22 protein-coding genes, 1 tRNA gene and 1 riboswitch are annotated in these 24,346 nt (G+C 73.6%); of the genes, 16 read left to right on the forward strand and 7 right to left on the reverse strand.

The window, feature by feature from the left end; all coding sequences use genetic code 11:
* The first annotated feature begins 72 nt into the window (after nucleotides 1-72).
* Nucleotides 73-269: riboswitch (cyclic di-AMP (ydaO/yuaA leader) on the forward strand.
* 4 nt (nucleotides 270-273) lie between these two features.
* Together ACF08B_RS01270 and ACF08B_RS01275 are read left to right on the forward strand one after the other, a co-directional pair.
* Entirely contained in the window at nucleotides 274-1,218 is a 945-nt protein-coding gene (locus tag ACF08B_RS01270) for a peptidoglycan DD-metalloendopeptidase family protein (protein ID WP_392315466.1), read from the forward strand.
* Nucleotides 1,219-1,428: 210 nt separating this feature from the next.
* Nucleotides 1,429-2,214: an SGNH/GDSL hydrolase family protein gene (locus tag ACF08B_RS01275; RefSeq protein ID WP_392316016.1), complete on the forward strand. Its 786-nt coding sequence runs from the start codon at nucleotides 1,429-1,431 to the stop codon at nucleotides 2,212-2,214.
* A 112-nt stretch (nucleotides 2,215-2,326) separates the two neighbouring features.
* Here the strand turns inward: ACF08B_RS01275 and ACF08B_RS01280 are convergent, their stop codons facing one another.
* The 3 genes from ACF08B_RS01280 to ACF08B_RS01290 form a co-directional block, all read right to left on the reverse strand.
* Nucleotides 2,327-2,941 carry a TetR/AcrR family transcriptional regulator gene (locus tag ACF08B_RS01280; RefSeq protein WP_256339417.1) on the reverse strand — a complete coding sequence of 205 codons (615 nt, stop codon included), beginning with the start codon at nucleotides 2,939-2,941 and terminating at the stop codon, nucleotides 2,327-2,329.
* 117 nt (nucleotides 2,942-3,058) lie between these two features.
* The gene (gene helR, locus ACF08B_RS01285; protein WP_392315467.1) at nucleotides 3,059-5,296 is read right to left on the reverse strand and encodes an RNA polymerase recycling motor ATPase HelR; all 2,238 of its coding nucleotides are present in this window, start codon (nucleotides 5,294-5,296) and stop codon (nucleotides 3,059-3,061) included.
* 240 nt (nucleotides 5,297-5,536) lie between these two features.
* The gene (locus ACF08B_RS01290; protein WP_392315468.1) at nucleotides 5,537-6,721 is read right to left on the reverse strand and encodes a Glu/Leu/Phe/Val dehydrogenase dimerization domain-containing protein; all 1,185 of its coding nucleotides are present in this window, start codon (nucleotides 6,719-6,721) and stop codon (nucleotides 5,537-5,539) included.
* Nucleotides 6,722-7,057: 336 nt separating this feature from the next.
* Here ACF08B_RS01290 and ACF08B_RS01295 point away from each other — a divergent pair, with 336 nt between their 5' ends.
* The 13 genes from ACF08B_RS01295 (at nucleotide 7,058) to ACF08B_RS01355 (ending at nucleotide 19,806) form a co-directional block, all read left to right on the forward strand.
* The gene (locus tag ACF08B_RS01295) at nucleotides 7,058-8,224 is read left to right on the forward strand and encodes an MBL fold metallo-hydrolase (RefSeq protein ID WP_392315469.1); all 1,167 of its coding nucleotides are present in this window, start codon (nucleotides 7,058-7,060) and stop codon (nucleotides 8,222-8,224) included.
* An 814-nt stretch (nucleotides 8,225-9,038) separates the two neighbouring features.
* Entirely contained in the window at nucleotides 9,039-11,348 is a 2,310-nt protein-coding gene (locus ACF08B_RS01300) for a sensor histidine kinase (RefSeq protein WP_392315470.1), read from the forward strand.
* A gap of 68 nt (nucleotides 11,349-11,416) precedes the next feature.
* Nucleotides 11,417-11,851, forward strand: coding sequence for a roadblock/LC7 domain-containing protein (locus tag ACF08B_RS01305; RefSeq protein ID WP_073891429.1), 435 nt, complete (start codon nucleotides 11,417-11,419; stop codon nucleotides 11,849-11,851).
* 2 nt (nucleotides 11,852-11,853) lie between these two features.
* Nucleotides 11,854-12,225 carry a DUF742 domain-containing protein gene (locus tag ACF08B_RS01310; RefSeq protein WP_093473033.1) on the forward strand — a complete coding sequence of 124 codons (372 nt, stop codon included), beginning with the start codon at nucleotides 11,854-11,856 and terminating at the stop codon, nucleotides 12,223-12,225.
* Entirely contained in the window at nucleotides 12,203-12,802 is a 600-nt protein-coding gene (locus ACF08B_RS01315) for an ATP/GTP-binding protein (protein WP_392315471.1), read from the forward strand. Before ACF08B_RS01310 ends, ACF08B_RS01315 begins: the two co-directional genes overlap by 23 nt.
* A gap of 61 nt (nucleotides 12,803-12,863) precedes the next feature.
* Nucleotides 12,864-13,439, forward strand: a complete 576-nt coding sequence (locus ACF08B_RS01320) for a GAF domain-containing protein (RefSeq protein WP_392315472.1) — start codon at nucleotides 12,864-12,866, stop codon at nucleotides 13,437-13,439.
* A 206-nt stretch (nucleotides 13,440-13,645) separates the two neighbouring features.
* The gene (gene tdh, locus ACF08B_RS01325) at nucleotides 13,646-14,674 is read left to right on the forward strand and encodes an L-threonine 3-dehydrogenase (RefSeq protein WP_392315473.1); all 1,029 of its coding nucleotides are present in this window, start codon (nucleotides 13,646-13,648) and stop codon (nucleotides 14,672-14,674) included.
* A 48-nt stretch (nucleotides 14,675-14,722) separates the two neighbouring features.
* Nucleotides 14,723-15,916, forward strand: coding sequence for a glycine C-acetyltransferase (locus tag ACF08B_RS01330; protein WP_392315474.1), 1,194 nt, complete (start codon nucleotides 14,723-14,725; stop codon nucleotides 15,914-15,916).
* Nucleotides 15,917-15,947: 31 nt separating this feature from the next.
* A complete protein-coding gene (locus ACF08B_RS01335; RefSeq protein WP_392315475.1) occupies nucleotides 15,948-16,850 on the forward strand; it encodes a LysR substrate-binding domain-containing protein in 903 nt (300 codons plus the stop codon).
* Nucleotides 16,851-16,896: 46 nt separating this feature from the next.
* A complete protein-coding gene (locus ACF08B_RS01340) occupies nucleotides 16,897-17,472 on the forward strand; it encodes a helix-turn-helix domain-containing protein (protein ID WP_392315476.1) in 576 nt (191 codons plus the stop codon).
* Nucleotides 17,469-18,023 carry a GNAT family N-acetyltransferase gene (locus tag ACF08B_RS01345; protein WP_392315477.1) on the forward strand — a complete coding sequence of 185 codons (555 nt, stop codon included), beginning with the start codon at nucleotides 17,469-17,471 and terminating at the stop codon, nucleotides 18,021-18,023. Before ACF08B_RS01340 ends, ACF08B_RS01345 begins: the two co-directional genes overlap by 4 nt.
* 30 nt (nucleotides 18,024-18,053) lie before the next feature.
* Nucleotides 18,054-18,413 carry an MmcQ/YjbR family DNA-binding protein gene (locus ACF08B_RS01350; RefSeq protein ID WP_176985502.1) on the forward strand — a complete coding sequence of 120 codons (360 nt, stop codon included), beginning with the start codon at nucleotides 18,054-18,056 and terminating at the stop codon, nucleotides 18,411-18,413.
* A gap of 94 nt (nucleotides 18,414-18,507) precedes the next feature.
* The gene (locus ACF08B_RS01355; protein ID WP_392315478.1) at nucleotides 18,508-19,806 is read left to right on the forward strand and encodes an MFS transporter; all 1,299 of its coding nucleotides are present in this window, start codon (nucleotides 18,508-18,510) and stop codon (nucleotides 19,804-19,806) included.
* Here the strand turns inward: ACF08B_RS01355 and ACF08B_RS01360 are convergent.
* On the reverse strand, nucleotides 19,803-20,705 hold the full coding sequence (locus ACF08B_RS01360; protein WP_392315479.1) for a transketolase family protein: 903 nt from the start codon (nucleotides 20,703-20,705) through the stop codon (nucleotides 19,803-19,805). The genes ACF08B_RS01355 and ACF08B_RS01360 overlap by 4 nt on opposite strands.
* A 33-nt stretch (nucleotides 20,706-20,738) precedes the next feature.
* Nucleotides 20,739-21,446, reverse strand: coding sequence for a transketolase (locus ACF08B_RS01365; RefSeq protein ID WP_392315480.1), 708 nt, complete (start codon nucleotides 21,444-21,446; stop codon nucleotides 20,739-20,741).
* A 125-nt stretch (nucleotides 21,447-21,571) separates the two neighbouring features.
* Between ACF08B_RS01365 and ACF08B_RS01370 the strand changes: the two genes are divergently transcribed.
* Nucleotides 21,572-21,648, forward strand: a tRNA-Pro gene (locus ACF08B_RS01370).
* Here ACF08B_RS01370 and ACF08B_RS01375 read toward each other — a convergent pair.
* Both ACF08B_RS01375 and ACF08B_RS01380 read right to left on the reverse strand, forming a co-directional pair.
* Nucleotides 21,627-22,733: an MASE1 domain-containing protein gene (locus tag ACF08B_RS01375; protein WP_392315481.1), complete on the reverse strand. Its 1,107-nt coding sequence runs from the start codon at nucleotides 22,731-22,733 to the stop codon at nucleotides 21,627-21,629. The two genes, ACF08B_RS01370 and ACF08B_RS01375, sit on opposite strands and share 22 nt — an antisense overlap.
* Nucleotides 22,734-22,832: 99 nt before the next feature.
* The gene (locus tag ACF08B_RS01380) at nucleotides 22,833-24,167 is read right to left on the reverse strand and encodes a PP2C family protein-serine/threonine phosphatase (protein ID WP_392315482.1); all 1,335 of its coding nucleotides are present in this window, start codon (nucleotides 24,165-24,167) and stop codon (nucleotides 22,833-22,835) included.
* Between the last annotated feature and the right edge of the window lie 179 nt (nucleotides 24,168-24,346).

A 24,346-nucleotide genomic window follows, 5' to 3' on the forward strand; every position in this document is an offset into this window, starting at 1 on the left:
CTTGCGCATCCGGAAGGGCCGGAACGGGGCGCTTGTTTCCACCCGTCCTGCTCGCTTACGTTCGCCACCAATCCGGACGGAACGCCGAATCCTGCCGCCGCCCGGAGTTCCCGCACATATGACCCGTGTTCGGCAGGAGCGGGGGACCCACCAGGCACGACCGCCTGTCCCGGTTCTCGCGACAGGCCAGGGGTGAAGCCGCGCACCGCACGGCCGGGCGACTCCAGCCCGAACCCGGCAGCTGACCTCGCAGGCGTCGGAGAGGAATGCGCCATGCCCGCGAAGGGTAAGCACCGACGTCCCAAGACCCCGCGTTTTTCCCGCTCCATCGCCGTCGCCGGAACGGGTGGCGCCGCTCTGGCCCTCCCGCTCCTCGGGGCCACCGGAGCGCACGCCGCCCCCGCGGCGCAGCCCGTCTCCGGAAAGGCCGCGCAGTCCCTTCCCGCCGCGGTGCAGAGGTCCGCCGCCGAGGCGGACGCGACGGCGCACATCTACACCGTCAAGGCCGGCGACTGCCTCGCGACGATCGCCGACCGGCAGCACGTCGGCGGTGGCTGGCACCGCCTCTACGACGACAACCGCCGGGTCGTCGGCGACAACCCCGCGCTGATCCACCCGGGCCTGAAGCTGACGCTCGGCGAGCAGGCAGCCCGGACCCGTACCGAGCCCGCCGCCCCGCAGCACTCCTCGGCCGCTCCGAAGCCCTCGGCCCCCGCGAAGACCCCGGCCCCCACGAAGGCCTCCGTCGCCCCGCGGCAGGCCTCGGCGGCCAAGCCGGCGGAGTCCGCCCCCACGACGACCGCCGCCACCGGCTTCACCCTCCCCGTGGCCGGCGCCACCATCGGCACCGCCTACCACACGGCCGGCAGCATGTGGTCCAGCGGCTACCACACCGGCGTCGACTTCGTCGTACCGACCGGCACCCCCCTCAAGGCCGTCGGCGCGGGCACGGTCGTCTCGGCGGGCTGGGGCGGCGCCTACGGCAACCAGGTCGTCATCAAGCTCCTCGACGGCCACTACGCCCAGTACGGCCACCTCTCCCAGCTCTCCGTCTCGGCCGGCCAGGCCGTGACGGCGGGACAGCAGATCGGCCTGTCCGGCGCCACCGGCAACGTGACCGGCCCGCACCTGCACTTCGAGATCCGCACGACGCCGGACTACGGCTCCGACATCGACCCGGTCGCCTACCTCCGCGAGCACGGCGTCCCCGTCGGCTGACACGGTCCGCACCACGACCACCTGCCGGACAGGCCACCGAAGGCCGGACCCCCGATCCCCGGGTCCGGCCTTCGGTATTCCCGGTTGGCGAATTCTTTAGGAGTGTCCCATCTCACCGTTCGTCAACCCCGGCCTACGGTCGCGTAGGTCACATCCGAAGGTGAATCATGGTCCGATGTGGCAGACGATTCGAAGAGTGACAACAGATCAGTGATCGGGTCGTACGTGGCGGTGGGGGACAGCTTCACCGAGGGCGTGGGCGATCCCGGTCCCGACGGGGCGTTCGTGGGCTGGGCGGACCGGTTCGCGGTACTGCTCGCCGACCGGCGTCCCGAGGGCGACTTCCAGTACACCAACCTGGCCGTGCGCGGGAAGCTGCTGGACCAGATCGTGGCGGACCAGCTTCCCCAGGCCGCCCAACTGGCCCCGGACCTCGTGTCCTTCTGCGCCGGCGGCAACGACATCATCCGCCCCGGCACCGACCCGGACGAGGTGGCCGAGCGATTCGAGCGCGCCCTGGCCCCGCTGGCCGAGGCCGCGGGCACGGTGATGGTGACGACCGGGTTCGACACCCGTGGCGTCCCGCTGCTCAAGCATCTGCGCGGCAAGATCGCCACGTACAACGGGCATGTGCGCGCCATCGCCGACCGGTACGGCTGCCCCGTGCTCGACCTGTGGTCCCTCAAGTCCGTACAGGACCGCAGGGCCTGGGACAGCGACCGGCTCCACCTCTCGCCCGAGGGGCACACGCGCGTGGCCCTGCGCGCCGGTCAGGCCCTCGGTCTCGAGGTGCCGGCCGACCCGGAGCAGCCGTGGCCGCCGCTGCCGCCCCGGGGCACCCTGGAGGTCCGCCGGGACGACGTCCACTGGGCCCGCGAGTACCTCGTGCCGTGGATCGGCCGCCGGCTGCGGGGCGAGTCCTCCGGCGACCACGTGACGGCGAAGGGACCGCTGTCGCCGGACGACATCAAGCTCCGGATCGCCTCCGTGGCCTGACCCGGAGCCACCGGTACGGGTGACCGGTGCCGGTGAGCGGTTCTTCGTGCCCCGACCCGTGCGGCCCACGGCGAGGGGCACGACCACGCCCCCGCAGGTACGGCGCGGCGCGTCAGCGCCCCGCCAACGCCTCCCGGTCCAGGCCCAGTTCGCGGGCCAGGGCCTCGTCGACCCACTCCTGCGCCCGGGACCGCGGCACCGAGCCCGGGTACGAGGTGAGCTGGACGGCCAGCCCGTCCATCAGCGCGGTCAGCCGCAGAGCCGTACCGACCGGATCGGCGCACACGAACTCGTCCGCCGCCACGCCCTCGGCGATGACCTCGACGAGCGCGGCCTTCCACTCCCTGTCCAGGTCCCGGGTGACGTCCCGCAGCGCCGGCTCGCGCAGCGCCACGGCCCAGCCCTCGATCCACAGCCGCCAGCCCTTGGCCTGACCGGTCGGCGCGTACCAGCGCACCGCGGCCCGCAGCCGGCGCAGCGCGGAGGTGCGCCGTCCCAGCAGTTTGCGCAGGTGCGCGAGGTCGTCCTGCGCCGCGTACGTGAACGCGGCGGCGACCAGCTTCTCCTTGGTCGAGAAGTGGTACAGCACCAGCGCGTTGCTCACCCCGAGCGCCGCGGCCACGTCGGCGATCCGGACCGCCGCCACGCCCCGCGCCTCGATCTGCTCGATGGCGGCCCGCAGCAGTTCCTCCCGCCGCTCGGCCACGCTCAACCGCACTCTCGCCACGCGGTCACCCTACCGGGCGAGCCGCTCCGAGCCCGCCCGGTAGGCGGTCGCGCTCCAGGTGAGCCCGCTCGCCGGTGCTGTTCCGGCCATCGGGCGCGCACGCGCGCGGGCAGACACTCACCGGGAGAGGGGCTGGTCCGTGGGGCGGCTCGTGAGGACCACGAGCCGCTGCGTCGCCCGGGTCATGGCGACATAGCGGTCCACCGCCCCCTCGATCCCCTCTCCGAACGCCTCCGGGTCGACGAGGACGACCAGGTCGAACTCCAGCCCCTTCGACAGCTCCGGGGTCAGCGAGCGGACGCGGGGCGTCGCCCGGAACGAGGGAGCGCCGATGACGCAGGCGATCCCGTCGTCGTGCGCGGCGAGCCAGCCGTCGAGGACCGACTCCAGCTCCGAGACGGTCCCGTGCACGACGGGGACACCGCTGCTGCGGACGGAGGCCGGCACGTTGGCGTCCGGGAGCACGGCCCGGATGACCGGCTCCGCCTCCGCCATGACCTCCTCGGGCGTCCGGTAGTTGATGCTCAGGGAGGCCACGTCGACCCGGTCCAGCCCGACCCGCGCCAGCCGTTCCCGCCACGACTCCGTGAACCCGTGCCTGGCCTGGGCGCGGTCCCCGACGATGGTGAAACTCCGTGACGGGCACCGCGACAGCAGCATCTGCCACTCCGCGTCGGTCAGTTCCTGCGCCTCGTCCACGACGATGTGCGCGAACGGGCCGGCGAGCAGGTCCCGGTCGGCCGTGGGCAGTTCGGACTCGTCGACCAGGCTGACCGCGGCGTCCTGACCGCGCAGCATCCGCACCAGACCCTCGCCGTCGTCACCGTCGGCGCCGGAGGCGGACGCGGCGTCGATCAGGTTGTCGACGACCTGCGCCATCCGCTCGCGCTGCGCGTCCAGGACGGCCCTGTGCCGCTGCCCGCGCCGGGCCGCGTCCGGGTCGCCGAGCCGCTGCCGCGCGGCGTCGAGCAGCGGGAGGTCGGACACGGTCCACGCCTGTGCCTCCGCACGCCGCAACGTGCGTACGTCGTCCGGGCCGAGCCAGGGGGCGCACAGCCGCAGGTAGGCGGGCACCGACCACAAGTCCCCGACGACGTCGGCCGCTTCGAGCAGCGGCCACGCGCCGTGCAGGGCGCCGACCAGTTCCTCGTCGTGCAGCAGTGCCCTGCGGAACAGGTCGGGCGGTACGTCACCGTCCAGCCTGTCCAGGAGGATCGTGACCAGCTCGTCCCAGATCAGGTCGCGCGCCTCGTTGTGCGGTGTGCCGGGGCCCGGTGCGCGGAACGCCTCGGCCCAGTCGTCGGCGGTCAGCCGGACGTCCGACCACGGGGTGGTGACCGTCAGGCCCGCCGTGGGCGGCTCCTCGTGGAACGCGACGGCCTTCTCGATCGCCCGCACCAGGTCCGCGGACGACTTCAGACGGGCCACCTCGGGGTCGGCCTCCTCCTGCGCCGCCGCGCCTTCGGGCAGCAGGTCCCGCAGGGTGCACGTCCGCACGCCCTCCTCGCCGAGGCTGGGCAGCACGTCGGCGACATAGGCCAGGTAGGGCTGGTGCGGTCCGACGAACAGCAGGCCGCCGCGCCGGTGACCGAGGCGCGGGTCGGAGTGCAGCAGGTAGGCGGAGCGGTGCAGGGCGACGACCGTCTTCCCGGTGCCCGGACCGCCGTCGACCACGAGGGCGCCCCGGGAGCCCGCCCGGACGACGGCGTTCTGGTCGGCCTGGATGGTGGCGAGCACGTCCCGCATCCGGGCCGACCGGCTGCCGCCGAGACTGGCGATGAAGGCCGACTGGTCGTCCAGCGCCGCGTGTCCTTCCAGCCCGTCGGCGGTGAACACCTCGTCCCAGTAGTCACTGATCCGGCCGCCCGTCCAGCGGTACCGGCGACGGCTCGCCAGGCCCATCGGATCGGCATGGGTCGCCGCGAAGAACGGCTCGGCGGCGGGGGCGCGCCAGTCCAGCAGCAACCGGCGCCCCGTGCTGTCGGTCAGACCGAGGCGCCCGATGTACACCGGCTCGCCGTCGTCCGCACCGACCATGTGCCCGAGGCACAGGTCCAGGCCGAAGCGGCGCAGGGTGCGCAGACGACCGGTCAGCCGGTGCACCTCCGCGTCCCGGTCCATCGCCTGCCGACCTGTGCCGCCCGGCGCCCTGAGTTCGGCGTCGAGACGCTCGGACAGTTCGGCGATCGTCTGCCGCAGGCTCTCCGCGATCGCCGCGAAGTGCCGCTCGTCGCGCGCGACGAGCGCCGGGTCGGCCTTGGGGGAGAGGCGCTCGGGTAGATCGAACGCGCTGGTCGTCGGGAAGCTCCTGTCACCGGCTCGATCCGGGGTCGCGCCCGTGGGGTCTGCCGACATCGGTGCACGCACTTCGTGAATCTCCCATTTCCGCAGGTGATCGGCGTCGGCCTGCGATTCTGCGGGACGACCGGGGCCTTGCCGCAAGCCCCCCGGTGCGCTATAGGTTGAGAGTGGCGAGAGGTGGGACGCCCGCGGCGCCCCCTTGCGGCCCCCGGTGTTCCGACTCCCTCGCCGTCTCCTTTCCTGCGGGCGCGTCGACGTCGCTCGAGGCCGTCCCGGGTGTCTCGCCCGATCCCGTCACCGGTACCAGCCGAAGCGTTCCGCGATCACCGCCAGCCGGTCGGTCACCAGGGCGTGGGCGGCCGCGCGCGGGGTCGTGCCGTCGGCCTCCGCCCGGTCGAGCATCAGCTCGATCAGGGCGCGCATGGAGCCGCGGATGTGCGCGAACGCCTCGTCGGCGTCGGCACCGATGTCGCCGAACAGCGTCCACCACCACCAGGCGTTCGTACCGGAGTTGACCACCACGTCCGGCAGCACCGTGACCCCGCGCGCGGCCAGCAGGGTCTCCGCCTCCGGGACCACGGGCATGTTGGCGGCCTCGACGATCCAGCGGGCGGTGACGCGCTCCTGGTCGGCGATGCCGACGGCGTAGGAGACGGCCGCGGGCACCAGCACCTCCGCCTCGGTGGACAGCCAGGCGTCGCCGGGCAGTTCGCGGTCGCCCGGGCGCAGCACGCGCCGGTCGACGGTGCCGTACGCGTCACGCGCGGCCAGCAGCGCCTCCACGTCGAGGCCGGCCGGGTTCGCGATCGTGCCCTTGATGTCGGCGACGGCCACCACGGTCAGGCCCGCGCGTGCGAGGAAGCGCGCGGTCGCCCCGCCCATCGTGCCGAGGCCCTGGACGGCGACCCGGGTGCCCCGGTACGGCACCGACGCCCGGTCCAGGGCCGCGAGCACCGACTCCGCGACCCCGCAGCCGCCGGCCAGCTCGTCCAGGCCGATGCCGTCGACCTCCACCGCGAAGGCGTCCGCGAGTCTCCGGCGGGCCGCCGCCTCGTCGTCCAGCAGCGGGTACACCGCCTGGACGGAGGAGACCAGGCCGGCCTCGGCCGCCGCCCGGTCCACCAGGTCCTGGGTCAGACCGAGATCCTCACCGGTGGTCCAGAAGCTCTCGATGTACGGCCGCATGGCGCGCAGGTAGCGCACGAGCAGCCCGTACGCGCCCGGGTCCCGCGGGTCGCAGTCGATGCCGCCCTTGGCGCCGCCGAGCGGGACGTAACGGCCCTCGGGGTTGTAGTGCAGGGCCTCCTTCATCGTCATGCCGCGGGCCAGCCCGGCCACCTCCTCCAGCGTGCAGCCGGGCCGCATCCGCAGCCCGCCGCTGGCCACGCCCCGCACCAGCCGGTCCACCACCAGGAAGCCCCGGCGGCCGGTGACGTGATCGGTCCAGACGAGCGACATCAGGGGAGCGGGGGCGGTCATGGGGTCTCCTCGGGGACGGTGGTGAGGGGGGTAGGGGGCGGGCCGGCGGAGGGCCTCGGTGAGGGCTCGTGCGAGATCGGCGGGGGTGCACGCGCGCGGGCCGTGGCCGCCGTCGCCTCCCCGGGGGGCGGGGTGCTCGGCGGAGGGGGCCGAGGGGGTGTTACTGAATCATGAGTCAGTACCGGGTCAGTATCCGGAGCGGCTCCCGGGCGTGTCAATGTTGCTGAACGGGCATTCAGTAGCGGGCGCCGGAGCCACGGTGCCGCCCGGCGGCCGCGGGCTTGTCGGAGGCGCCGACCATAATGGAGGACCTCAGCCACTCCCTCTGGAGGTACCGTGACCGGTCCGCTTTCCTCGAGCTCCGGCCTCCGCGTGCTGCGGCCCGCGGCCTTCGGCGCGGACCCGGGCGGTGAGCGCATGGCGCGCATCCGCCGGTCCCCGCACTTCAAGGACGGCGTCTTCCAGAACCCGGGCGGGCCCGCCCGCACCCGGCCCTCCGGCTCCACGCTGGACCTCGCGAAGGTCTTCCTCGACAAGGAGACCCGGCCGCTGCGCGCCCCCAGGGGCACGGTCCCGGTCCACCCCACGACCTTCGCCGACCTGGCCGAGCCGCCCGCCACGGGACTGCGGCTGACCTGGATGGGCCACTCCAGCGTGCTCGCGGAGATCGACGGCCGACGGGTCCTGTTCGACCCCGTCTGGGGCGAGCGCTGCTCCCCGTTCCCCTTCGCGGGGCCGAAGCGGCTGCACCCCGTGCCGCTGCCGCTGGCCGCGCTCGGTGACGTCGACGTGATCGTGATCTCCCACGATCACTACGACCACCTGGACCTGCCCAGCATCAAGGCCCTGGCCGGCACGGACACCGTGTTCGCGGTGCCGCTCGGCGTCGGCGCCCACCTCGAACACTGGGGCGTCTCACCGGACCGGCTGCGCGAGCTGGACTGGCACGAGTCGACCGAGGTCGCCGGGCTCACGCTCACCGCCACCCCCGCCCGTCACTTCTGCGGCCGCGGTCTGCGCAACACCCAGCACACGCTGTGGGCGTCCTGGGTCGTCTCGGGCGACGAGCACCGGATCTACCACAGCGGCGACACCGGCTACTTCGACGGCTTCACGGAGATCGGCGCGGCACACGGCCCGTTCGACGCCACGATGATGCAGATCGGCGCGTACAGCGAGTTCTGGCCCGACATCCACATGACCCCCGAGGAGGGCCTGCGCGCCCACCTGGACCTCCAGGGCGGCGCCCCGCACGGCGCGCTGCTGCCGATCCACTGGGGCACCTTCAACCTCGCCCCGCACCCGTGGGCAGAGCCGGGGGAGTGGACGAAGGAGGCGGCCGAGGAGGCGGGCCAGGCCGTGGCCCTGCCCCGGCCCGGCGAGCCCTTCGAACCGGCGGGCAAGCTCCCGGCCGAGGCCTGGTGGCGCGGTGTGTCGGGGGAGGTCCGGCGCACCTGGCGATCCGTCGGCGCCTTCGTCGCCGAGCCGCCGAAGCGCGGCTGACGCGGACGAGCCGCCGAGCGCCTGCCGGCGGCGGACGCGTGGAGCGCGTGCGGCTCCGCCCGGGGTGTCGACGGTCTCCTGCCCCGGGCGCTGCGTGGTCCTTCCCGGAGCGTCGGCGGCTGTTCGCCCCGAGCGGCGTAGGCCTGTCTGCGCGTGGCGGCCCCGGAGGCGTGCGGGTGGCGTCTGGCCCGGGCACCGGCCGGCCGGTTTGGAGACCCGTGGCCCTGTCCCGAGCGCCGGTGGCCCGCGGGGAGCGCCGGCGGCGGACGCGTGGAGCGCGTTGGCCCCGTCCGGGGTATCGAGGGGTGCCCGCCTGGAACGCTGTGGCCCCTGTTCCCCGTACGGGCGGGGGCGCGATGAGGGTCAGGCCAATGCCGATACTCTCCGTTACATCCATGCGGTCGCCGCAGGTGCCTATGGGCGGGTCCGGGGGCGCGTGGCGTGAGTGGACCATGCTCGGGAGCGAGTCGTCGGCGCGGGTCGGGCCGCCCGGGTCCGCCCTCACCCCCCGGCTCCCGCTGACCGGTTTTGACCAGGTCTTATCGATCGCTTTCGGGTTGCCCGAGGGGGCTCGGCCCGGTTATCGGTCTGTCGTACGAGGCTTCATACCAGAGCGGGACGCTCTGCGCAGGACTTTGTCAACTGCCCACCGCACATGATGCGCAGGCAACTACTGTGAGTGTCCGTCGGACGCGCCGAGGCCGGGCACCACGGTCCCGTCGGCCCGACATCGCGACGACGCATGCCCGCACGCATGCCCGCACCACGCACCGCGTGCGGAACACACGCCCGACGGACCAGTACGAGGACGCAGATGTCTCACCTCCGAGCACCGGCCACCCGCGCCGACCGCCGCGAGGGCGGCAGGCACGGGCGGCCGGTCGCCAGACCCGCTCCCGCACTGCCCGAGACGCACATACGGCCCCAGCTCATGCGGCTGGCCGTGCTGCCGCCGCTCGCGGTCGCGCTCAGCGCCACCGCCGCCGTGTTGTTCAGCATCCGTTCCGGGGGCGTGCACACGGGGCCCACCCTGTGGGCCGTGCTGGCGGGAGCGGTCTCCGTGGCCGTCGCCGGCATCCTGATCGCCGCCGTGGCCGCCGACCGCGCCGCCAGGTCGGTGTCCGACCGGGTGGACGCCCTGCGCCGCACCGCCGCGCGCGGCGAGGCCGACCTGGACTCCCTGGTCGACGCGCTGCGCCAGGGAGGGGCCCCGCCACAGCCCGCCCCGCGCCGCCGGCCGCCCACGGACGCCGACGACTTCGACCTGCTGGCCGCCGATCTGGCCCGCGCGCACGACGGCGCCGTCACCGCCGTCGTGCGCGCCGCCCAGCTCTCCAGCCAGGCGGGCAGCGAGCAGAAGCTCGAGGTCTTCGTCAACCTCGCGCGCCGGCTGCAGTCCCTGGTGCACCGGGAGATCTCCATCCTCGACGAGCTGGAGAACGAGATCGAGGACCCGGACCTGCTCAAGGGCCTCTTCCACGTCGACCACCTGGCGACCCGCATCCGCAGGCACGCCGAGAACCTCGCCGTGCTCGGCGGTGCCGTCTCCCGGCGCCAGTGGAGCAACCCGGTGTCCATGACCGAGGTGCTGCGCTCCGCCATCGCCGAGGTCGAGCAGTACTCCCGGGTGAAGCTCGTGCCGCCGATCGACGGCGAACTGCGCGGTCACGCCGTCGCCGACGTCATCCACCTGCTCGCCGAACTCGTCGAGAACGCCACGGTGTTCTCCGCCCCGCAGACCCAGGTGCTGCTCCGCGCCAACCTCGTGACCTCCGGGCTGGCCGTCGAGGTCGAGGACCGCGGACTCGGCATGCCCGTCGCCGAGCAGCACCGGATGAACACCCTGCTCGCCGACCCCGACCAGGTGAACGTCGCCAGCCTGCTGGCCGACGGACGCATCGGCCTCTACGTCGTGTCCCAGCTCGCCCGCCGGCACGGCATCACGGTGCGGCTCCAGAGCAACATCTACGGTGGCGTGCAGGCCGTACTCGTGGTCCCGCAAGCGCTGTTGGGAACGGCGCCGACGGTGCTCGCGGACGGCTCCGGGGAGACCGTACCGCCACCGCGGCACGCCGCTGTCACGGCGACGCCGCAGCGGGCGCACGCCCCCCTGCCGGCACCCCCACCGGCCACGGCTCTGCCCGCCGGGGCCGATGCCCACGACCGGTCCACGCCGGACGCGGCCGCCGGTCCGCCGGCCGGAGCGGGAGCCGGACCCGCCCCGGGCACCGGGCGCCGACGGCACGCCCAGCGCGGGCCCGGGCGCCGGGGCCCCGAGAGCACGGCCGGGCGGCAGGACGCCGAGCGGGACTCCGGCACCGGAACCGCGCGGCGCGCGGCCGGGAGCGGTGAGGACGCGCGCACCGGAGACCGTCCCGCGCCGCTCCCCGTGCGCGGCGCCCGTGCCACGCGGCCCAACCCGGCCGAGGCCGTGCCCGGTGTCAACGCCGCGGACCGCTCGGCGGTCGAGGCGCACGCGGGCATCCTGCCCACCCCGCGCAGCGAGACCGTGCAGGACACCCTGGACAAGCCCCTGCTGCCCAGGCGCCGCGCCCAGGAGCACCTCGTGCCCCAGCTGCGCGGCGGCCCCGCACCACGTCAGGTGGCCGACACCGTCGCGGGCCACGACCCCGGGCTGATGGCCGCCTTCCAGCGCGGAATCGGACTCGCCGAGGCCCAGCAGCCGAGGGAGATGGGCTACGACGAGTCTCCCCACGCCCAGCCGGCGTACGGGGAGGCGGCCGTCGCGGAGTCCCCGTACGGCAAGCCCGCCTTCCAGCAGTCGCAGCACGCGGACACGGCCACCATGGACCCGTCCCCCAGGGGCTCGTTCTCCCTGGAGGCCGCGCACATGGCGGACGGGCACCTGCAATCCGCCCCCGCGGAGGCCACCGAACTCACGCGTGCGCGGCCCGAACACGGCGTCAACGACCACCAGGACGCGGACCACATGTCACCGGGCCACATGTCGCCCGGCCCCATGTCCCAGGACCACATGGCCCCGGACTACACCTCCCCGGGCCGCACCACCCCTGCCTCGATACCACCGGCGCGCGCCCACGAGCCCGCGTTCGACGGCACCCGTGGCACCGGCCGGGCCGATGGGAGCGCCCCGGCCGGCTGACCGTCCCGAGTACATGTGCCCCCCACCAGTGCTCCCGCAGAATTCGTACCCCAAGGAGTCGATCCACCATGGCGAGCGATGCGCCGACCGCCCACGCCTCCGACCTCGACTGGCTGCTGAGCGGCCTCGTGCAGCGCGTACCCCACACCAGCAGCGCGGTGCTGCTGTCCTGCGACGGACTGGTCAAGTCCGTGCACGGTCTGGACCCGGACAGTGCCGACCACATGGCCGCCCTCGCCTCCGGGCTGTACTCACTGGGCCGCAGCGCGGGCGTCCGGTTCGGTGACGGCGGCGACGTCCGCCAGGTCGTCGTCGAACTCGCCTCGACCCTGTTGTTCGTCACCACCGCCGGCTCCGGCACCTGTCTCGCGGTGCTCGCCGGCCGCGAGGCCGACGCCGCCGTCCTCGGCTACGAGATGGCGATGCTGGTCAAGAGCGTCCGCCCGTACCTGGTGACCGCGCCCCGGCAGCACGCCGTCGAACCCTCGGCGACGAGGCCTTGAGCGTGGCCGCAGCCGGCGACGGGCCCTGGCTGGACGACGCGGCCGGACGGCTGGTGCGCCCCTTCACGGTCAGCAACGGCCGGACCGAGCCGAGCATCGCCCTCGACCTGATGTCCCAGGTGATGTCCACGGGGGTGACCCCGCTCGGCTACCTCGGGCCCGAGCACGCACAGGCCCTCGACCTGTGCCGCGCGCCCGTCTCGGTCGCCGAGGTCGCCGCGCAGCTGAAGCTGCCCGCCGTGGTCACCAAGGTGCTGCTCTCGGACCTGGTCGACTGCGGTGCGCTGACCACCAAGCCGCCCGCCTTCCACCACACTCCCACTGACCGGTCTCTGCTGGAGGCAGTGCTCGATGGACTACGACGACAGCTCTGACCCGTTCCCCACCGCGCTCAAAATTCTGGTGGCGGGCGGATTCGGGGTCGGCAAGACGACCTTCGTGGGAGCGGTCAGCGAGATCGCCCCGCTCAGCACGGAGGAGCTGCTCACCACGGTCGGCGCCGCCACCGACAATCTCGACGGCATCGAGAACAAGATGGAGACGACCGTCGCGATGGACTTCGGCCGGATCACCCTCGATCCGGAGCACGTGCTGTACCTGTTCGGCACGCCGGGACAGGAGCGGTTCTGGTTCATGTGGGACGAGCTGTCCGAGGGCGCGCTCGGCGCGGTGATCCTCGCCGACACCCGCCGGCTGCAGGACTGCTTCGCCGCCGTGGACTTCTTCGAGGAGCGCGGGCTCGCCTTCATCGTCGCCGTCAACGAGTTCGACGGCGGGTACCGCTACGGCCCCGAGGAGGTGCGGGCCGCCATCGACCTCGACCCGGAGGTCCCCGTCGTCCGCTGCGACGCCCGGATCTCCAGCTCCGGCGTGCAGACCCTGCTCACCCTCGTACGCCACCTCCTCGCCCACACCCCCGAGCCCGCGCCCACCCGTGGCGCCCACATGTGATGCCGCCCTACCGCTCACCGAGCCCCTATATGAGGTACGCCCACTGCGACGGAGCCCGGCCATGAGCTACGAGCCGCCCCGGCCGGTCCGGGGGCTGCTGCTCACCCCCGAGGACAAGGAGGCCCCCGCCCGGGTCCACCGGCTGCGCCGGCTCGGCCTCGCGGACCGGCCCGCCCCCGCGCTCGACGCGTTCGCCGAGCACCTCGGCCGGCTCGCCGGCGCGCCGTACGCCATGGTCAACTTCATCGGCGAGGACCACCAGTTCTTCGCGGGCCTGAGCGCCCCCGTCGTCGCCCCGGTCGTCCGGGAGGACGGTACCCGGGCCGAACTCGGCCGGGTCCTGCCGCGCGACCACGGGTTCTGCCCCCATGTGGTGGTCCGCCGCAAGGCGCTGGTGCTGGAGGACGTCCGCGACTACCCGCGGTTCGCAGGCAACCCGGTGGTCGACGACTACGGCATCCACTCCTATCTCGGCGCCCCCCTCATCGACAGCTCCGGGATGGCGCTCGGCACCGTGTGTGCCGCCGACACCGCGCCCCGGGTCTGGGGCCGAGAGGGCCTGGAGACCATCAAGGCACTCGCCGCCGACCTCGTCGTACGCCTCGAGCGCAGCGCCGAGGACGGCCTTCCCTTCTGAATCGAGGGCCGTCGTGCGCGTGATGCCGAGCGGGACACGCGCGGGGGCACGCGGGGCCTGTAGGAAAGCTGAGGCGCCGGTTAAGAAAAGCTCGATGGACCCCCGCCCGCGCGTACGGCAGATTGCAGGGTGATTCCACCCCTCGGACCCGGTGCGGGCTTCTTCGCATGCCCGCCGCCCGGGCCTCACCCACAGGAGCCGTACGCGTGAAGGCGCTGGTCAAGGAGAAGGCGGAGCCGGGACTCTGGCTGACGGACGTCCCGGAGCCCGCCATCGGGCCCGGTGACGTGCTGATCAAGGTCATGCGGACCGGTATCTGCGGCACCGACCTGCACATCCGGGCCTGGGACGGCTGGGCGCAGCAGGCGATCAGCACCCCGCTCGTGGTCGGGCACGAGTTCGTCGGGCAGGTCGTCGAGGTCGGGCGCGACGTGAGCGAGATCCGCATCGGCGACCGGGTGAGCGGTGAGGGCCATCTGGTGTGCGGCAAATGCCGTAACTGTCTGGCCGGCCGCCGGCACCTGTGCCGGGCCACCATCGGCCTCGGCGTCGGCCGCGACGGCGCGTTCGCCGAGTACGTCGCCCTGCCCGCGTCCAACGTGTGGGTGCACCGGGTCGCCGTCGACCTCGACGTCGCCGCCATCTTCGACCCGTTCGGCAACGCCGTGCACACCGCGCTGTCCTTCCCGCTGGTCGGCGAGGACGTCCTGATCACCGGCGCCGGCCCGATCGGCCTGATGGCCGCCGCGGTGGCCCGGCACGCCGGCGCCCGCAACGTCGTCGTCACCGACGTCAGCGAGGAGCGCCTGGAGCTGGCCCGCAAGATCGGCGCGAGCCTCGCGCTGAACGTCGCCGAGACGACGATCGCCGACGGACAGCGGGAGTTGGGGCTGCGCGAGGGCTTCGACATCGGCCTGGAGATGTCCGGCCGTCCGGAGGCCATGCGCGACATGATCGCCAACATGACGCACGGCGGCCGGATCGCCATGCTCGGCCTGCCGGCCGAGGAGTTCCCGGTCGACTGGTCGCGCATCGTCACCTCGATGATCACGATCAAGGGCATCTACGGCCGCGAGATGTTCGAGACCTGGTACGCGATGTCGGTGCTGCTGGAGGGCGGTCTGGACCTCGCCCCGGTGATCACCGGCCGCTACGGCTACCGCGACTTCGAGGCCGCCTTCGCGGACGCCGCGAGCGGCAAGGGCGGCAAGATCATCCTCGACTGGACCGTCTGAGCCGCAGCCCGCGCACCCCGACACCCGCCAGCACTTTCAGGAGCCCCCATGTTCGACACCGTCCGCGACGACCTGCGCGCCACCCTCGACGAGATCCGTGCCGCCGGCCTCCACAAGCCCGAGCGGGTCATCGGCAGCCCGCAGTCCGCGACCGTCAACGTCACCGGGGGCGGCCGCCCCGGCGAGGTCCTCAACTTCTGCGCCAACAACTACCTCGGCCTGGCCGACCACCCCGAGGTGGTCGCCGCCGCCCACGAGGCCCTGGACCGCTGGGGTTACGGCATGGCCTCCGTCCGCTTCATCTGCGGCACCCAGGAGGTGCACAAGGAGCTGGAGGCGCGGCTGTCCGGCTTCCTCGGCCAGGAGGACACGATCCTCTACTCCTCCTGCTTCGACGCCAACGGCGGTGTCTTCGAGACGCTGCTCGGCGAGGAGGACGCGGTGATCTCCGACGCCCTCAACCACGCCTCCATCATCGACGGCATCCGCCTGTCCAAGGCCCGGCGCTTCCGCTACGCCAACCGCGACCTCGCGGACCTGGAGGCGAAGCTCAAGGAGGCGTCCGACGCCCGGCGCCGGCTGATCGTCACCGACGGCGTCTTCTCCATGGACGGCTACGTGGCGCCGCTGCGCGAGATCTGCGACCTCGCCGACCGCTACGACGCCATGGTCATGGTCGACGACTCGCACGCCGTCGGCTTCGTCGGCCCCTCCGGCCGCGGCACGCCCGAGCTGCACGGCGTCATGGACCGCGTGGACATCATCACCGGCACCCTCGGCAAGGCCCTCGGCGGTGCCTCCGGCGGCTACGTCGCCGCCCGCGCCGAGATCGTCGCCCTGCTGCGCCAGCGCTCCCGCCCGTACCTGTTCTCCAACACCCTCGCCCCGGTGATCGCCGCCGCCTCCCTGAAGGTCCTGGACCTGCTGGAGTCCGCCGACGACCTGCGCGTCCGGCTCACCGAGAACACCGCGCTCTTCCGCCGCCGGATGACGGAGGAGGGCTTCGACATCCTCCCCGGCGACCACGCCATCGCCCCGGTCATGATCGGCGACGCGACCGAGGCGGGCCGTATGGCCGAACTCCTGCTGGAGCGCGGGGTGTACGTGATCGGCTTCTCCTACCCGGTCGTCCCGCAGGGCCAGGCCCGCATCCGCGTCCAGCTGTCCGCCGCGCACTCCACGGCCGACGTCGACCGCGCCGTCGACGCCTTCGTCGCGGCCCGTGCCGAGCTGGAGGGCTGACCACGGCGGACACCCTGGAATAATCGGGGGCATGATCGAGGCACGGCGGCTCCACATCCTCCGTGCGGTGGCCGACCACCGCACGGTCACCGCGGCGGCCGCCGCGCTGTACCTCACCCCTTCGGCCGTCTCCCAGCAGCTGACGGCCCTGGAGCAGGAAACCGGCCACCGCCTGGTCGAGCGCGGCGCCAAGGGCGTACGGCTCACCCCGGCCGGCGAGATCCTGCTCAGCCACACCAACGCGGTCCTCGCCCAGCTGGAGCGGGCCGAGGCCGAGCTGGCCGCCTACGGCTCGGGCGAGGCGGGCACGGTCACCGTGGCCGCCTTCGCCACCGGCATCGCCCAGGTGGTGGCCCCGGCCGTGGCCCGTCTCGCGTCCCGCGCACCCGGCATAAGCATCCGTGTCCAGGACGCCGAGGGCGACGCCAGCCTGCCGATGGTGCTGGACCGCCAGGTCGACGTGGCGGTCGCCGTGGAGTACCGGGGCGCCCCGTCCGCCGACGACCCCCGGCTCACCCATGTCCCGCTGTACGCCGAGCCGTTCGACGCCGTCGTGCCGGTCGGCCACCGCCTCGCGGACCACGCCGAGGTGCCCCTGGCCGAGCTGGCGAAGGACCCGTGGATCGGGCCCTACCCGGGCAACCCCTGTCACGACGTGGTCGTGCTCGCCTGCGAGAGCGCCGGCTTCCAGCCCCGGCTGGAGCACTCCTCCGACGACTTCCGCGCCGTCGTCGCCCTCGCCTCGGCCGACGCCGGTGTGGCGCTCGTACCGCGCTCCGCGCTGCGCGGCATGGACCTCACCGGCGTGGTCGTCCGCCCGGTCGACGGGGAGGCCCCGACCCGCCGCGTCTTCGCCGCGGTACGCCGGGGAGCCGAGGGACACCCGCTGATCCGCCCGGTGCTGGAGGCCCTCGGAGAGGCCGCACGGCCGTGAGCCTTCCGAAACACGCCCGTCTCACATCAGGGATATCGTCCCGGATGTGAGAAGCGAGGACCCGGACCCGGTCGACGTCCGCATCGGTGCCCGGCTGGCCGCCCTGCGCGCCCAGCACGGCTGGTCGCTGGGCGAGTTGGCGGAGCGCAGCGGAGTGAGCCGCTCCACCCTCTCGCGAGCCGAACGCGCGGAGATAAGCCCCACCGCCGCCCTGCTCAACCGCCTGTGCCAGGTCTACGGCCGCACCATGTCCCAGCTGCTCAGCGAGGTCGAGGCGGCGGGTCCGGTCCCGCTCGTGCGGGCCGCCGATCAGCAGGTGTGGGAGGACCGTGCCTCGGGATTCGTCCGGCGCTCCGTGTCCCCGCCGCACGCCGGACTGCGTGGCGAACTGGTCGAGGGCCGGCTCGCCCCGGGCGCCGACATCGCCTACGACCGCCCGCCCGTACCCGGCCTCGAACAGCATCTGTGGGTGCTGGACGGCACCCTGGAGGTGACCGACGGGGAGCGGGCCCACCGCCTCGGCACCGGCGACTGCCTGCGAATGCGCGTCCACGGCCCGACCCGCTTCCGGTGCGCCGGCCCCGGCACGGCCCGGTACGTGCTGGCGGTGGTGCGGCCGTGAGGGTACTGCGCTGGTCCGGAGCGGAGCTGCGGGACCGCGCGGCGGAACTGGCCGCGCTGCTCACCGACACCGTGGCCGGCGGCGCCTCCGTCGGCTTCCTCGCACCGCTGACGCGCGCGGAGGCCGCCGCGTGGTGGCGGGAGCGCGCGGACGACGCGGCCGCGGGCCGGCTCGCCGTGTGGGTGGCCGTCGACGGCGCCGGGCGCGTGGCCGGCACCGTCTCCCTCGCCCGCCCCGGCAAGCCCAACAGCCGTCACCGCGCGGAACTCGTGAAGCTGATGGTGCACCGCTCCGCGCGCGGGCAGGGCCTCGGCCGGCGCCTGCTCGCCACCGCCGAGCACGCGGCCGCGGCCGACGGCATCACCCTGCTGCACCTCGACACCGAGACCGGGAGCCCCGCCGAGCACCTGTACCGCTCGGCCGGCTGGACCGAGGCCGGCACCATCCCCGACTACGCGCTGACCCCGGCCGGCGAACTCCGCGGCACCACCCTGTACTTCAAGCGTCCTGCCGCTCCGGGGCCCGGGCGGGACAGCGCCGCGACCAGGTGACTGTCAGTGGCAGGGGCTACGGTGCGTGTCATGCCGGATGCCGAAGACGTACGCCGTATCGCCCTCTCCCTGCCGGACACCACGGAGAAGGTCGCCTGGAGCATGCCCACATTCCGGGTGGCGGGGAAGATGTTCGCGACGCTGCCGGAGGACGAGACCTCCATCGCCGTGCGCTGCCCCAAGGAGGAACGCGACGAACTGGTCCTCGCCGAGCCGGGCAAGTTCTGGATCGCCGGTCACGAGGCCCAGTTCGCCTGGGTGAGAGCGAGACTCGCGGCGCTGGAGGACGAGGACGAACTGCGGGACATCCTCGCCGACTCCTGGCGGCAGGCGGCGCCGCCCCGACTGCTCGACGCCCACCCGGAGTTGGGGATGCCGTCCGCGGGCTGAAAATACCCCGTGGACGCGGTCCCGGCGTGGCATGATCCCGCGCGGCGTAAGCGGTGCGGGAGACACCGGCGGGGCGGCAGGGAGGGGCGCGGCGATGACCGGAACGGACGCACGGCAGGACGTCGCCGCCCGGGGCGTAGACGGCAGCGCGCCCGGCGGACCCGCCGTCTGGTCACGGGACTTCGCCCTGTTCTTCGTGGCCCGGGCCGCGGCCCGTCTCGGTGACACGATGCTGCCCGTGGCCCTCGCCGCCGGACTGCTGGAGCGCGGGTACGGCGCGGGCGCGGTCGGTCTCGCCATGGCCTCGACGGCCGCGGCCTTCGCCGGTCTGGTCGTCCTCGGCGGTGTCGTCGCCGACCGGTTCAGCACCCGCCGGCTGATGATCGGCGCCGACCTCGTCCGGCTCGGCACGCAGTCCCTCGCGGCCGGCCTGTTCTTCGCCGGCCATGTGGTGCTGTGGCAGATCTGCGCCATCGGCTTCGTCAACGGCGTCGCCGGTGCCGTCTTCCAGCCCGGTGTGGCCAGCACCGTGCCCCGGCTCGCGGCCGACGTCCAGGGCGCGAACGGCGCCGTCCGCATCGCCGAGTCCGCCGCGCAGCTGGCCGGCCCGGCCGTCGCCGGAGTCCTGGTCGGCCTCGCCTCACCGGGCGGGGTGTTCGCCGGGCACGCGGCCACCTACGCGATCAGCGCGCTGTGCCTGCTCCTGCTGCGGCTGCCGCCGCTCCCGGAGGGCACGCGTGCCGCCGCCGGCCGGGGCGTGCGCGCCTTCCGCGGCGATCTCGTCCAGGGCTGGCGGGAGTTCCGGTCACGGACCTGGCTGTGGGGGGTGATCGCCGTCTGGTGCCTGTACATGATCGCCGTGTGGGGCCCGACCGTCCCGCTGGTGGCCACCGAGATCGTCCAGCACCACGGCCCGCGCGCCTACGGTCTGGTCAACTCGGCCCTGGGCGCGGGCACGGTCGTCGGTGGCCTGCTGGCCCTGCGGCTGCGCCCGCGCCGCATGCTCCGGGCGGGCGCGGTGTCCCTGTTCGCCTTCTTCGGCTTCCCGGCTGCCGTGGGCGCGGGGCTCGGCGTGCCGGCCATGGCGGCCGGGGCTGCCGTCGCCGGTGCCGGGATGTCGTTCTGGGGCGTGATGTGGGCGACCAGTGTGCAGACCCAGGTCCCGGCCGACGTCCTCAACCGCATCCACGCCTACGACGTGGCCGGCTCCCTCGCGATGATGCCGGTCGGCCAGGCCCTCGCCGGTCCGGCCGCGGGCGCGCTCGGCGCCGGCCACGTCCTGCTGGCCGCGGCGGTGGTGAGCCTGGCCGTCGCGGCGGCCCTGCTCGCGATACCGCCGATACGCGACCTGGTCCGGGCCGACGCCCCGGCCCCGCGGCTGCGGAAACCCTAGGGAGCGGCCAGGAATCCGTCGATCCGTTCGCGCAACCCGCGCGGGTCGAGGCCGTGAGCGGCCGTGTGCTGCTCGACGGTTCCGTAGCGGCGCAGTTCACGGCGGCCGACACCGAGCCCGAGCACCCGGTGCGGCACGTCGGACAGCGCCTCGGTCGCCGCCGCCGTCGACGTGCCCGCGAGGTACGGCTCGACCAGCACCACGTCCGTGCCCGCCGTCCCCGTCGCCCGGCGCAGGCCCTCCGTGTCGAAGGGCCGCACGGTCGTCGCGTACAGCACGGTCACGTCCCGGCCCTCCGTGGCGGCGAGGACCGCGTCCAGCATCGGGCCGACGGCGACGACCACGCCCGAGCGGCCCTCGCGGACCGGCACGAAGCGCTTCCCGTCGATCGGCCGCCCCTCCCGGTTCGCCTGCACGGACAGCCGTACGTACACCTTGTCGTCGCCCGCGGCGACCGCGTGGCGCAGCAGGGTCTCCGCCTCGTCGGAATGCCCGGGCACGTGCACGGTCCAGCCGTCCAGCGTGTCGAGGAGGGCCACGTCGCCCGGCGCCATGTGGGTGAGGCCGCCGGCCGGCCAGTCGAAGGAGGCGGCGGCGCTCACCAGCACCGCACCCGCGTCCTGGTGCCCCAGATCCAGTTTGACCTGCTCGAACGGCCGCTCCACGAGGAAGCTGGCGAAGGTGTGCACCACCGGCCGCAGCCCGGTGAGCGCCAGTCCCGCCGCCGCCCCGACGAGCAGCTGCTCGCGGATGCCGACGTTGATCACCCGGTCGGGATGCCGGCGCGCGGCCGCGCGGAAGCCGTCCGCGCCGATCTCGGCGAGGACGACCGCGACCCGCGGGTCCTCGTCCAGCAGCCGGGAGACGAGGGGGGCGAATCGGTCACGCATGGTGTCCATGGAGGTGTGCCCTTTCGGCAGAGCGGGGGAGGGTCAGGCGTTCTTCGGCTCGACGCGGGCCACGACCACGTGCGGCCGTCCCGGGTGCGGAGCCGTGAACGCGGCGTACAGGGCCTCGTGGTCGCGCCCGTCCACGGTCACCGCGGACCACCCGGCGGCCTCGAACCGGGCGGCGATGCCCCCGGGCAGCGCATGGCTGGCGGAGGAGTTGTCGATCACGACGGTGTGCAGCCGCTCCAGGCCGGCGGGACCGGCGAAGGCGATCGCCTCGTGGTTGCTGCCCTCGTCCAGCTCGGCGTCCCCGATCAGCACCCACACCGCCGGGCCGGGCAGCCCCTGTGCCCGCAGCCCCAGCGCGCTGCCCACGGCGATCGGCAGCCCGTGCCCGAGGGACCCGCTGCCGATCTCGGCTCCGGGCACGAGCACACGGTCCGGGTGGTGCCCGAGCGGGGAGTCGTACGACCCGAACCCGGGCAACCACTCGACGGGCACGAACCCCTTCGCGGCCAGCACGGCGTAGTACGCCATGGGCCCGTGCCCCTTGCTCAGCAGGAACCGGTCCCGGTGCGGATCGTCCCGCCGCTCCGGGGAGACCCGGAGCACCCGGTCGTACAGCACCCAGAGCACGTCGAGCGTGGAGGTGGCCGCCGGGCCGTGCTTCTCGTCGCCGGTCATCAGGCCCATCAGACGGGCCAGGTCGTCGTAGCCGTGGGTACGGGTCTCGTCCGCTGCGATCGTCATGCCGTCGATCGTGCAACCTCAACCAAGGTCGAGGTCAACAGCGAAAGGGACGCGCGACCACGGAGCCGAGTGCGGTATGGTTTCCCTGCGTGTTTCGACCGGGGAAACCCCAGGTCAAACCGCACCGGGACGTGGCGCAGCTTGGTAGCGCACTTGACTGGGGGTCAAGGGGTCGCAGGTTCAAATCCTGTCGTCCCGACCAGCCCTGTGGCCGGTCGGAGGCCGTCTTCTCATCGACGAGGAGGCGGCCTTTGTCGTGCCCTCCCCGTCCGCTCCGCCGACGCCGTCCGCCCCACCCGGTCCCTCGGGTGCACCGGGTTCTTCGGGCGGGACCAGATGGCGGTCGCCGGCGGTGATCCTGGACACCATGCCGGCGATCTGGGTGCAGGCGTCCACGATCTCCCGCTGGTTCTGGTCCCGCTCGCTGACGACGGCTCCGAGCAGCAGCGCGGTCAGCGCGGCGGCGCCGTTGAACGCCTGCAGGGTGATCATGTTGGTGAGCAGATCGTGCCCGGCGAACGGACCGGTCCTCCGCGCGGCGGCGACGATCGCGAACGTCGACACGGCCAGCGCGCACGGAGCCGCCCCCGCCAGCTGGAACCGGAAGGCCGCCCAGACCAGCAACGGGAACCCGAGGAAGAGCAGCGGTGCCCGCCCGGTCTCCACGAACCCCACGGCGGCGGTGGCCGCCACGAGCAGCACCGCCTCCATCCACCGGGACGTGCGCACGTTCCTCGGCCACCGTGCCGAGCTGAGCACGAGCAGGACCGGTGTGACCACCAGGACGCCCATCGCGTCGCCGGTCCACCACACCGACCAGGTCGGCCAGAAGCCGGCGGTGCTCAGTGCCCCGGAGACGAGCAGGGTCGTCGTGCCCGTCGTCGCGCTGACCAGCATCCCGGTGAACGCGCCGAGGAAGATCAGGCCGAGGACGTCCCGCAGCCGGTCCAGTTCGTTGCGGAACCCGGCGCGCCGGAGCAACAGGCAGGAGCAGACGGGCGCCAGGGTGTTCCCCGCCGTGATCGCGAGGACGGCCGGGAGCGACGGCCCGAGATCGACATTGGCCAGGAACGCGCCGAGCGCCACACCCGGCCACACCCGCCGCCCGCGCAGCAGCATGCTCGCCACCGCGATCCCGCTCGGCGGCCACAGCGGGGTGACCTGGCTGCGCACCAGCTGCTGGAGCAGCCCCAGCTCGGCGGAGCCGAAGTACAGCGCGGCGACGACGCAGATCTCCAGGGTGGTCAGGCCGCTGCGCCGGAGCCGCTCACGCCGCACGTCCGTCATCGGGCGACCTCCGTGTCGACATCGCCCCGTAGCCCATCATCCGCCGGATCCGGCGGAACCTCCACGCCAGGGGACCGGCCGGCACCCCGCGGGCGCGGCTCAGGAGCCCGGCGTGCGCAGCGCGAGGATGGCCATGTCGTCGTGGCCGTCGCTCGGATGGTGATCGGCGAGCGCCTGCACGAACTCCGGCAGGGGCAGATCGGCGTACTTGGCCGCGATGTCGCCGAGCGCGTCCAGGCTCTCGTCGATGGCGTGGCCGGGGTGCTCGATCAGCCCGTCGGTGAAGAAGACCACCGTGGCCCCGGGCGGCAGCAGGCGGGAGTGGTCGGGGCGGGGCTGTTCGGTGTCCACGCCGAGCGGCAGTCCGGGCTCGGCGATCAGGAACCTGGCCCGGTGGTCCCGGGTGATCAGCAGGGGCGGGACATGGCCCGCGGTGCTCCAGTTGAACCGCCAGTCGGGCCCCTCGGGTTCGATCCGGGCCAGGGTGGTGGTCGTCACCGGGTTGTTCGTGATCGCTTCCAGGGCCCGGTCGAGCCGGCTGAGGACCGCGCCGGGCGCGATGGTCTGGTCGAACAGCAGCGCGCGCAGCATGTTGCGGGTGGAGGCCATGGCGGCCGCCGCCCGCAGATCGTGCCCGACCACGTCGCCGATGACGACCGCCACCACGTTGTCGGACAGGGGGATGGCGTCGTACCAGTCCCCGCCGAGCTGACTGGGCTCGGCGGCGGGCCGGTAGATGGCGGCGGCGGTGAACGGCCGCAGGTCGGGCAGGCTGGGCAGCAGAAGCCGCTGGAACTGCTCCGCCCCGACGCGCACCCGTTCGAAGAGGCGGACGTTCTCGATGGCGATCGCGGCGGCGCTCGCCAGGGCGATGACGACGTTCTCGTCATGGACGTCGAAGGGCTGTCCGTCGTAGCGCTCGGAGAGGTAGAGGTCGCCGTAGATCTCGCCGCGCACGCTGATGGCGACGCCGAGCAGGGTGCGCAGATGAGGATGGCCGGGCGGGAACCCCACGGAGGACGGGTGGGCCCGGATCTCCTCGACCCGCAGGGGGTCGGGGTAGCGGATGAGGTGACCGAGCACACCGAGACCGCGGGGCAGGCCGATCTCGGCCAGTGCGAGGCGCTCCTGCTCGGACAGGCCGGCCGAGATGAACTGTTCCAGCCGTTCCCCGGACTCGCTGAGGACGCCCAGCGCCCCGTAGCGGGCGCCGACCAGGTCCATGGCGGTGGTCACGATGCGGTTCAGCACCGCGGGCAGCTCCACCTCGCGGGAGATGGCCACCACCGCGTCCAGCAGGCCCTGCAGGCGGTCCATGGAGGCCACCAGGATGCGCAGCGTGTCGTCGATCCGGCCCAGCTCGGACCGCAGGCGCACGTGCAGGTCCGGGAGGGCGGGCTCCCGCGGTCGTCTCCCCTCCCGCTCTCCCGCCATCACGGCTCTCCCGCGGGCACGAGCGCCCGGCGGGCCCGGCCCCGGGTCCGGGTCCGGTCCGCTCGCCGGTCACGACGGATCCGCTCGGTCAGCCCCTCGTTCGAGCGGTACATTCCGGCCTCCTGACACGGCCCCGGTCCGGAGCGGGATCACGGCCTGACACGGTCGTTCTTCGATTG

This window comes from Streptomyces sp. NPDC015139 (assembly GCF_043079785.1).
GTDB classification, from domain to species: Bacteria; Actinomycetota; Actinomycetes; order Streptomycetales; family Streptomycetaceae; genus Streptomyces; species Streptomyces albidocamelliae.

What these genes read in the sequence shown, in the direction of transcription:
- ACF08B_RS01355 (WP_392315478.1), top strand. Translation starts at nt 18,508, where the DNA reads ATGACCGGAACGGACGCACGGCAGGACGTCGCCGCCCGGGGCGTAGAC.
- ACF08B_RS01375 (WP_392315481.1), bottom strand. Translation starts at nt 22,733, where the DNA reads ATGACGGACGTGCGGCGTGAGCGGCTCCGGCGCAGCGGCCTGACCACC.
- ACF08B_RS01270 (WP_392315466.1), top strand. Translation starts at nt 274, where the DNA reads ATGCCCGCGAAGGGTAAGCACCGACGTCCCAAGACCCCGCGTTTTTCC.
- helR (WP_392315467.1), bottom strand. Translation starts at nt 5,296, where the DNA reads ATGTCGGCAGACCCCACGGGCGCGACCCCGGATCGAGCCGGTGACAGG.
- ACF08B_RS01315 (WP_392315471.1), top strand. Translation starts at nt 12,203, where the DNA reads ATGGACTACGACGACAGCTCTGACCCGTTCCCCACCGCGCTCAAAATT.
- ACF08B_RS01350 (WP_176985502.1), top strand. Translation starts at nt 18,054, where the DNA reads ATGCCGGATGCCGAAGACGTACGCCGTATCGCCCTCTCCCTGCCGGAC.
- ACF08B_RS01360 (WP_392315479.1), bottom strand. Translation starts at nt 20,705, where the DNA reads ATGGACACCATGCGTGACCGATTCGCCCCCCTCGTCTCCCGGCTGCTG.
- ACF08B_RS01335 (WP_392315475.1), top strand. Translation starts at nt 15,948, where the DNA reads ATGATCGAGGCACGGCGGCTCCACATCCTCCGTGCGGTGGCCGACCAC.
- ACF08B_RS01320 (WP_392315472.1), top strand. Translation starts at nt 12,864, where the DNA reads ATGAGCTACGAGCCGCCCCGGCCGGTCCGGGGGCTGCTGCTCACCCCC.
- ACF08B_RS01300 (WP_392315470.1), top strand. Translation starts at nt 9,039, where the DNA reads ATGTCTCACCTCCGAGCACCGGCCACCCGCGCCGACCGCCGCGAGGGC.
- ACF08B_RS01305 (WP_073891429.1), top strand. Translation starts at nt 11,417, where the DNA reads ATGGCGAGCGATGCGCCGACCGCCCACGCCTCCGACCTCGACTGGCTG.
- ACF08B_RS01380 (WP_392315482.1), bottom strand. Translation starts at nt 24,167, where the DNA reads ATGGCGGGAGAGCGGGAGGGGAGACGACCGCGGGAGCCCGCCCTCCCG.
- ACF08B_RS01290 (WP_392315468.1), bottom strand. Translation starts at nt 6,721, where the DNA reads ATGACCGCCCCCGCTCCCCTGATGTCGCTCGTCTGGACCGATCACGTC.
- ACF08B_RS01365 (WP_392315480.1), bottom strand. Translation starts at nt 21,446, where the DNA reads ATGACGATCGCAGCGGACGAGACCCGTACCCACGGCTACGACGACCTG.
- ACF08B_RS01330 (WP_392315474.1), top strand. Translation starts at nt 14,723, where the DNA reads ATGTTCGACACCGTCCGCGACGACCTGCGCGCCACCCTCGACGAGATC.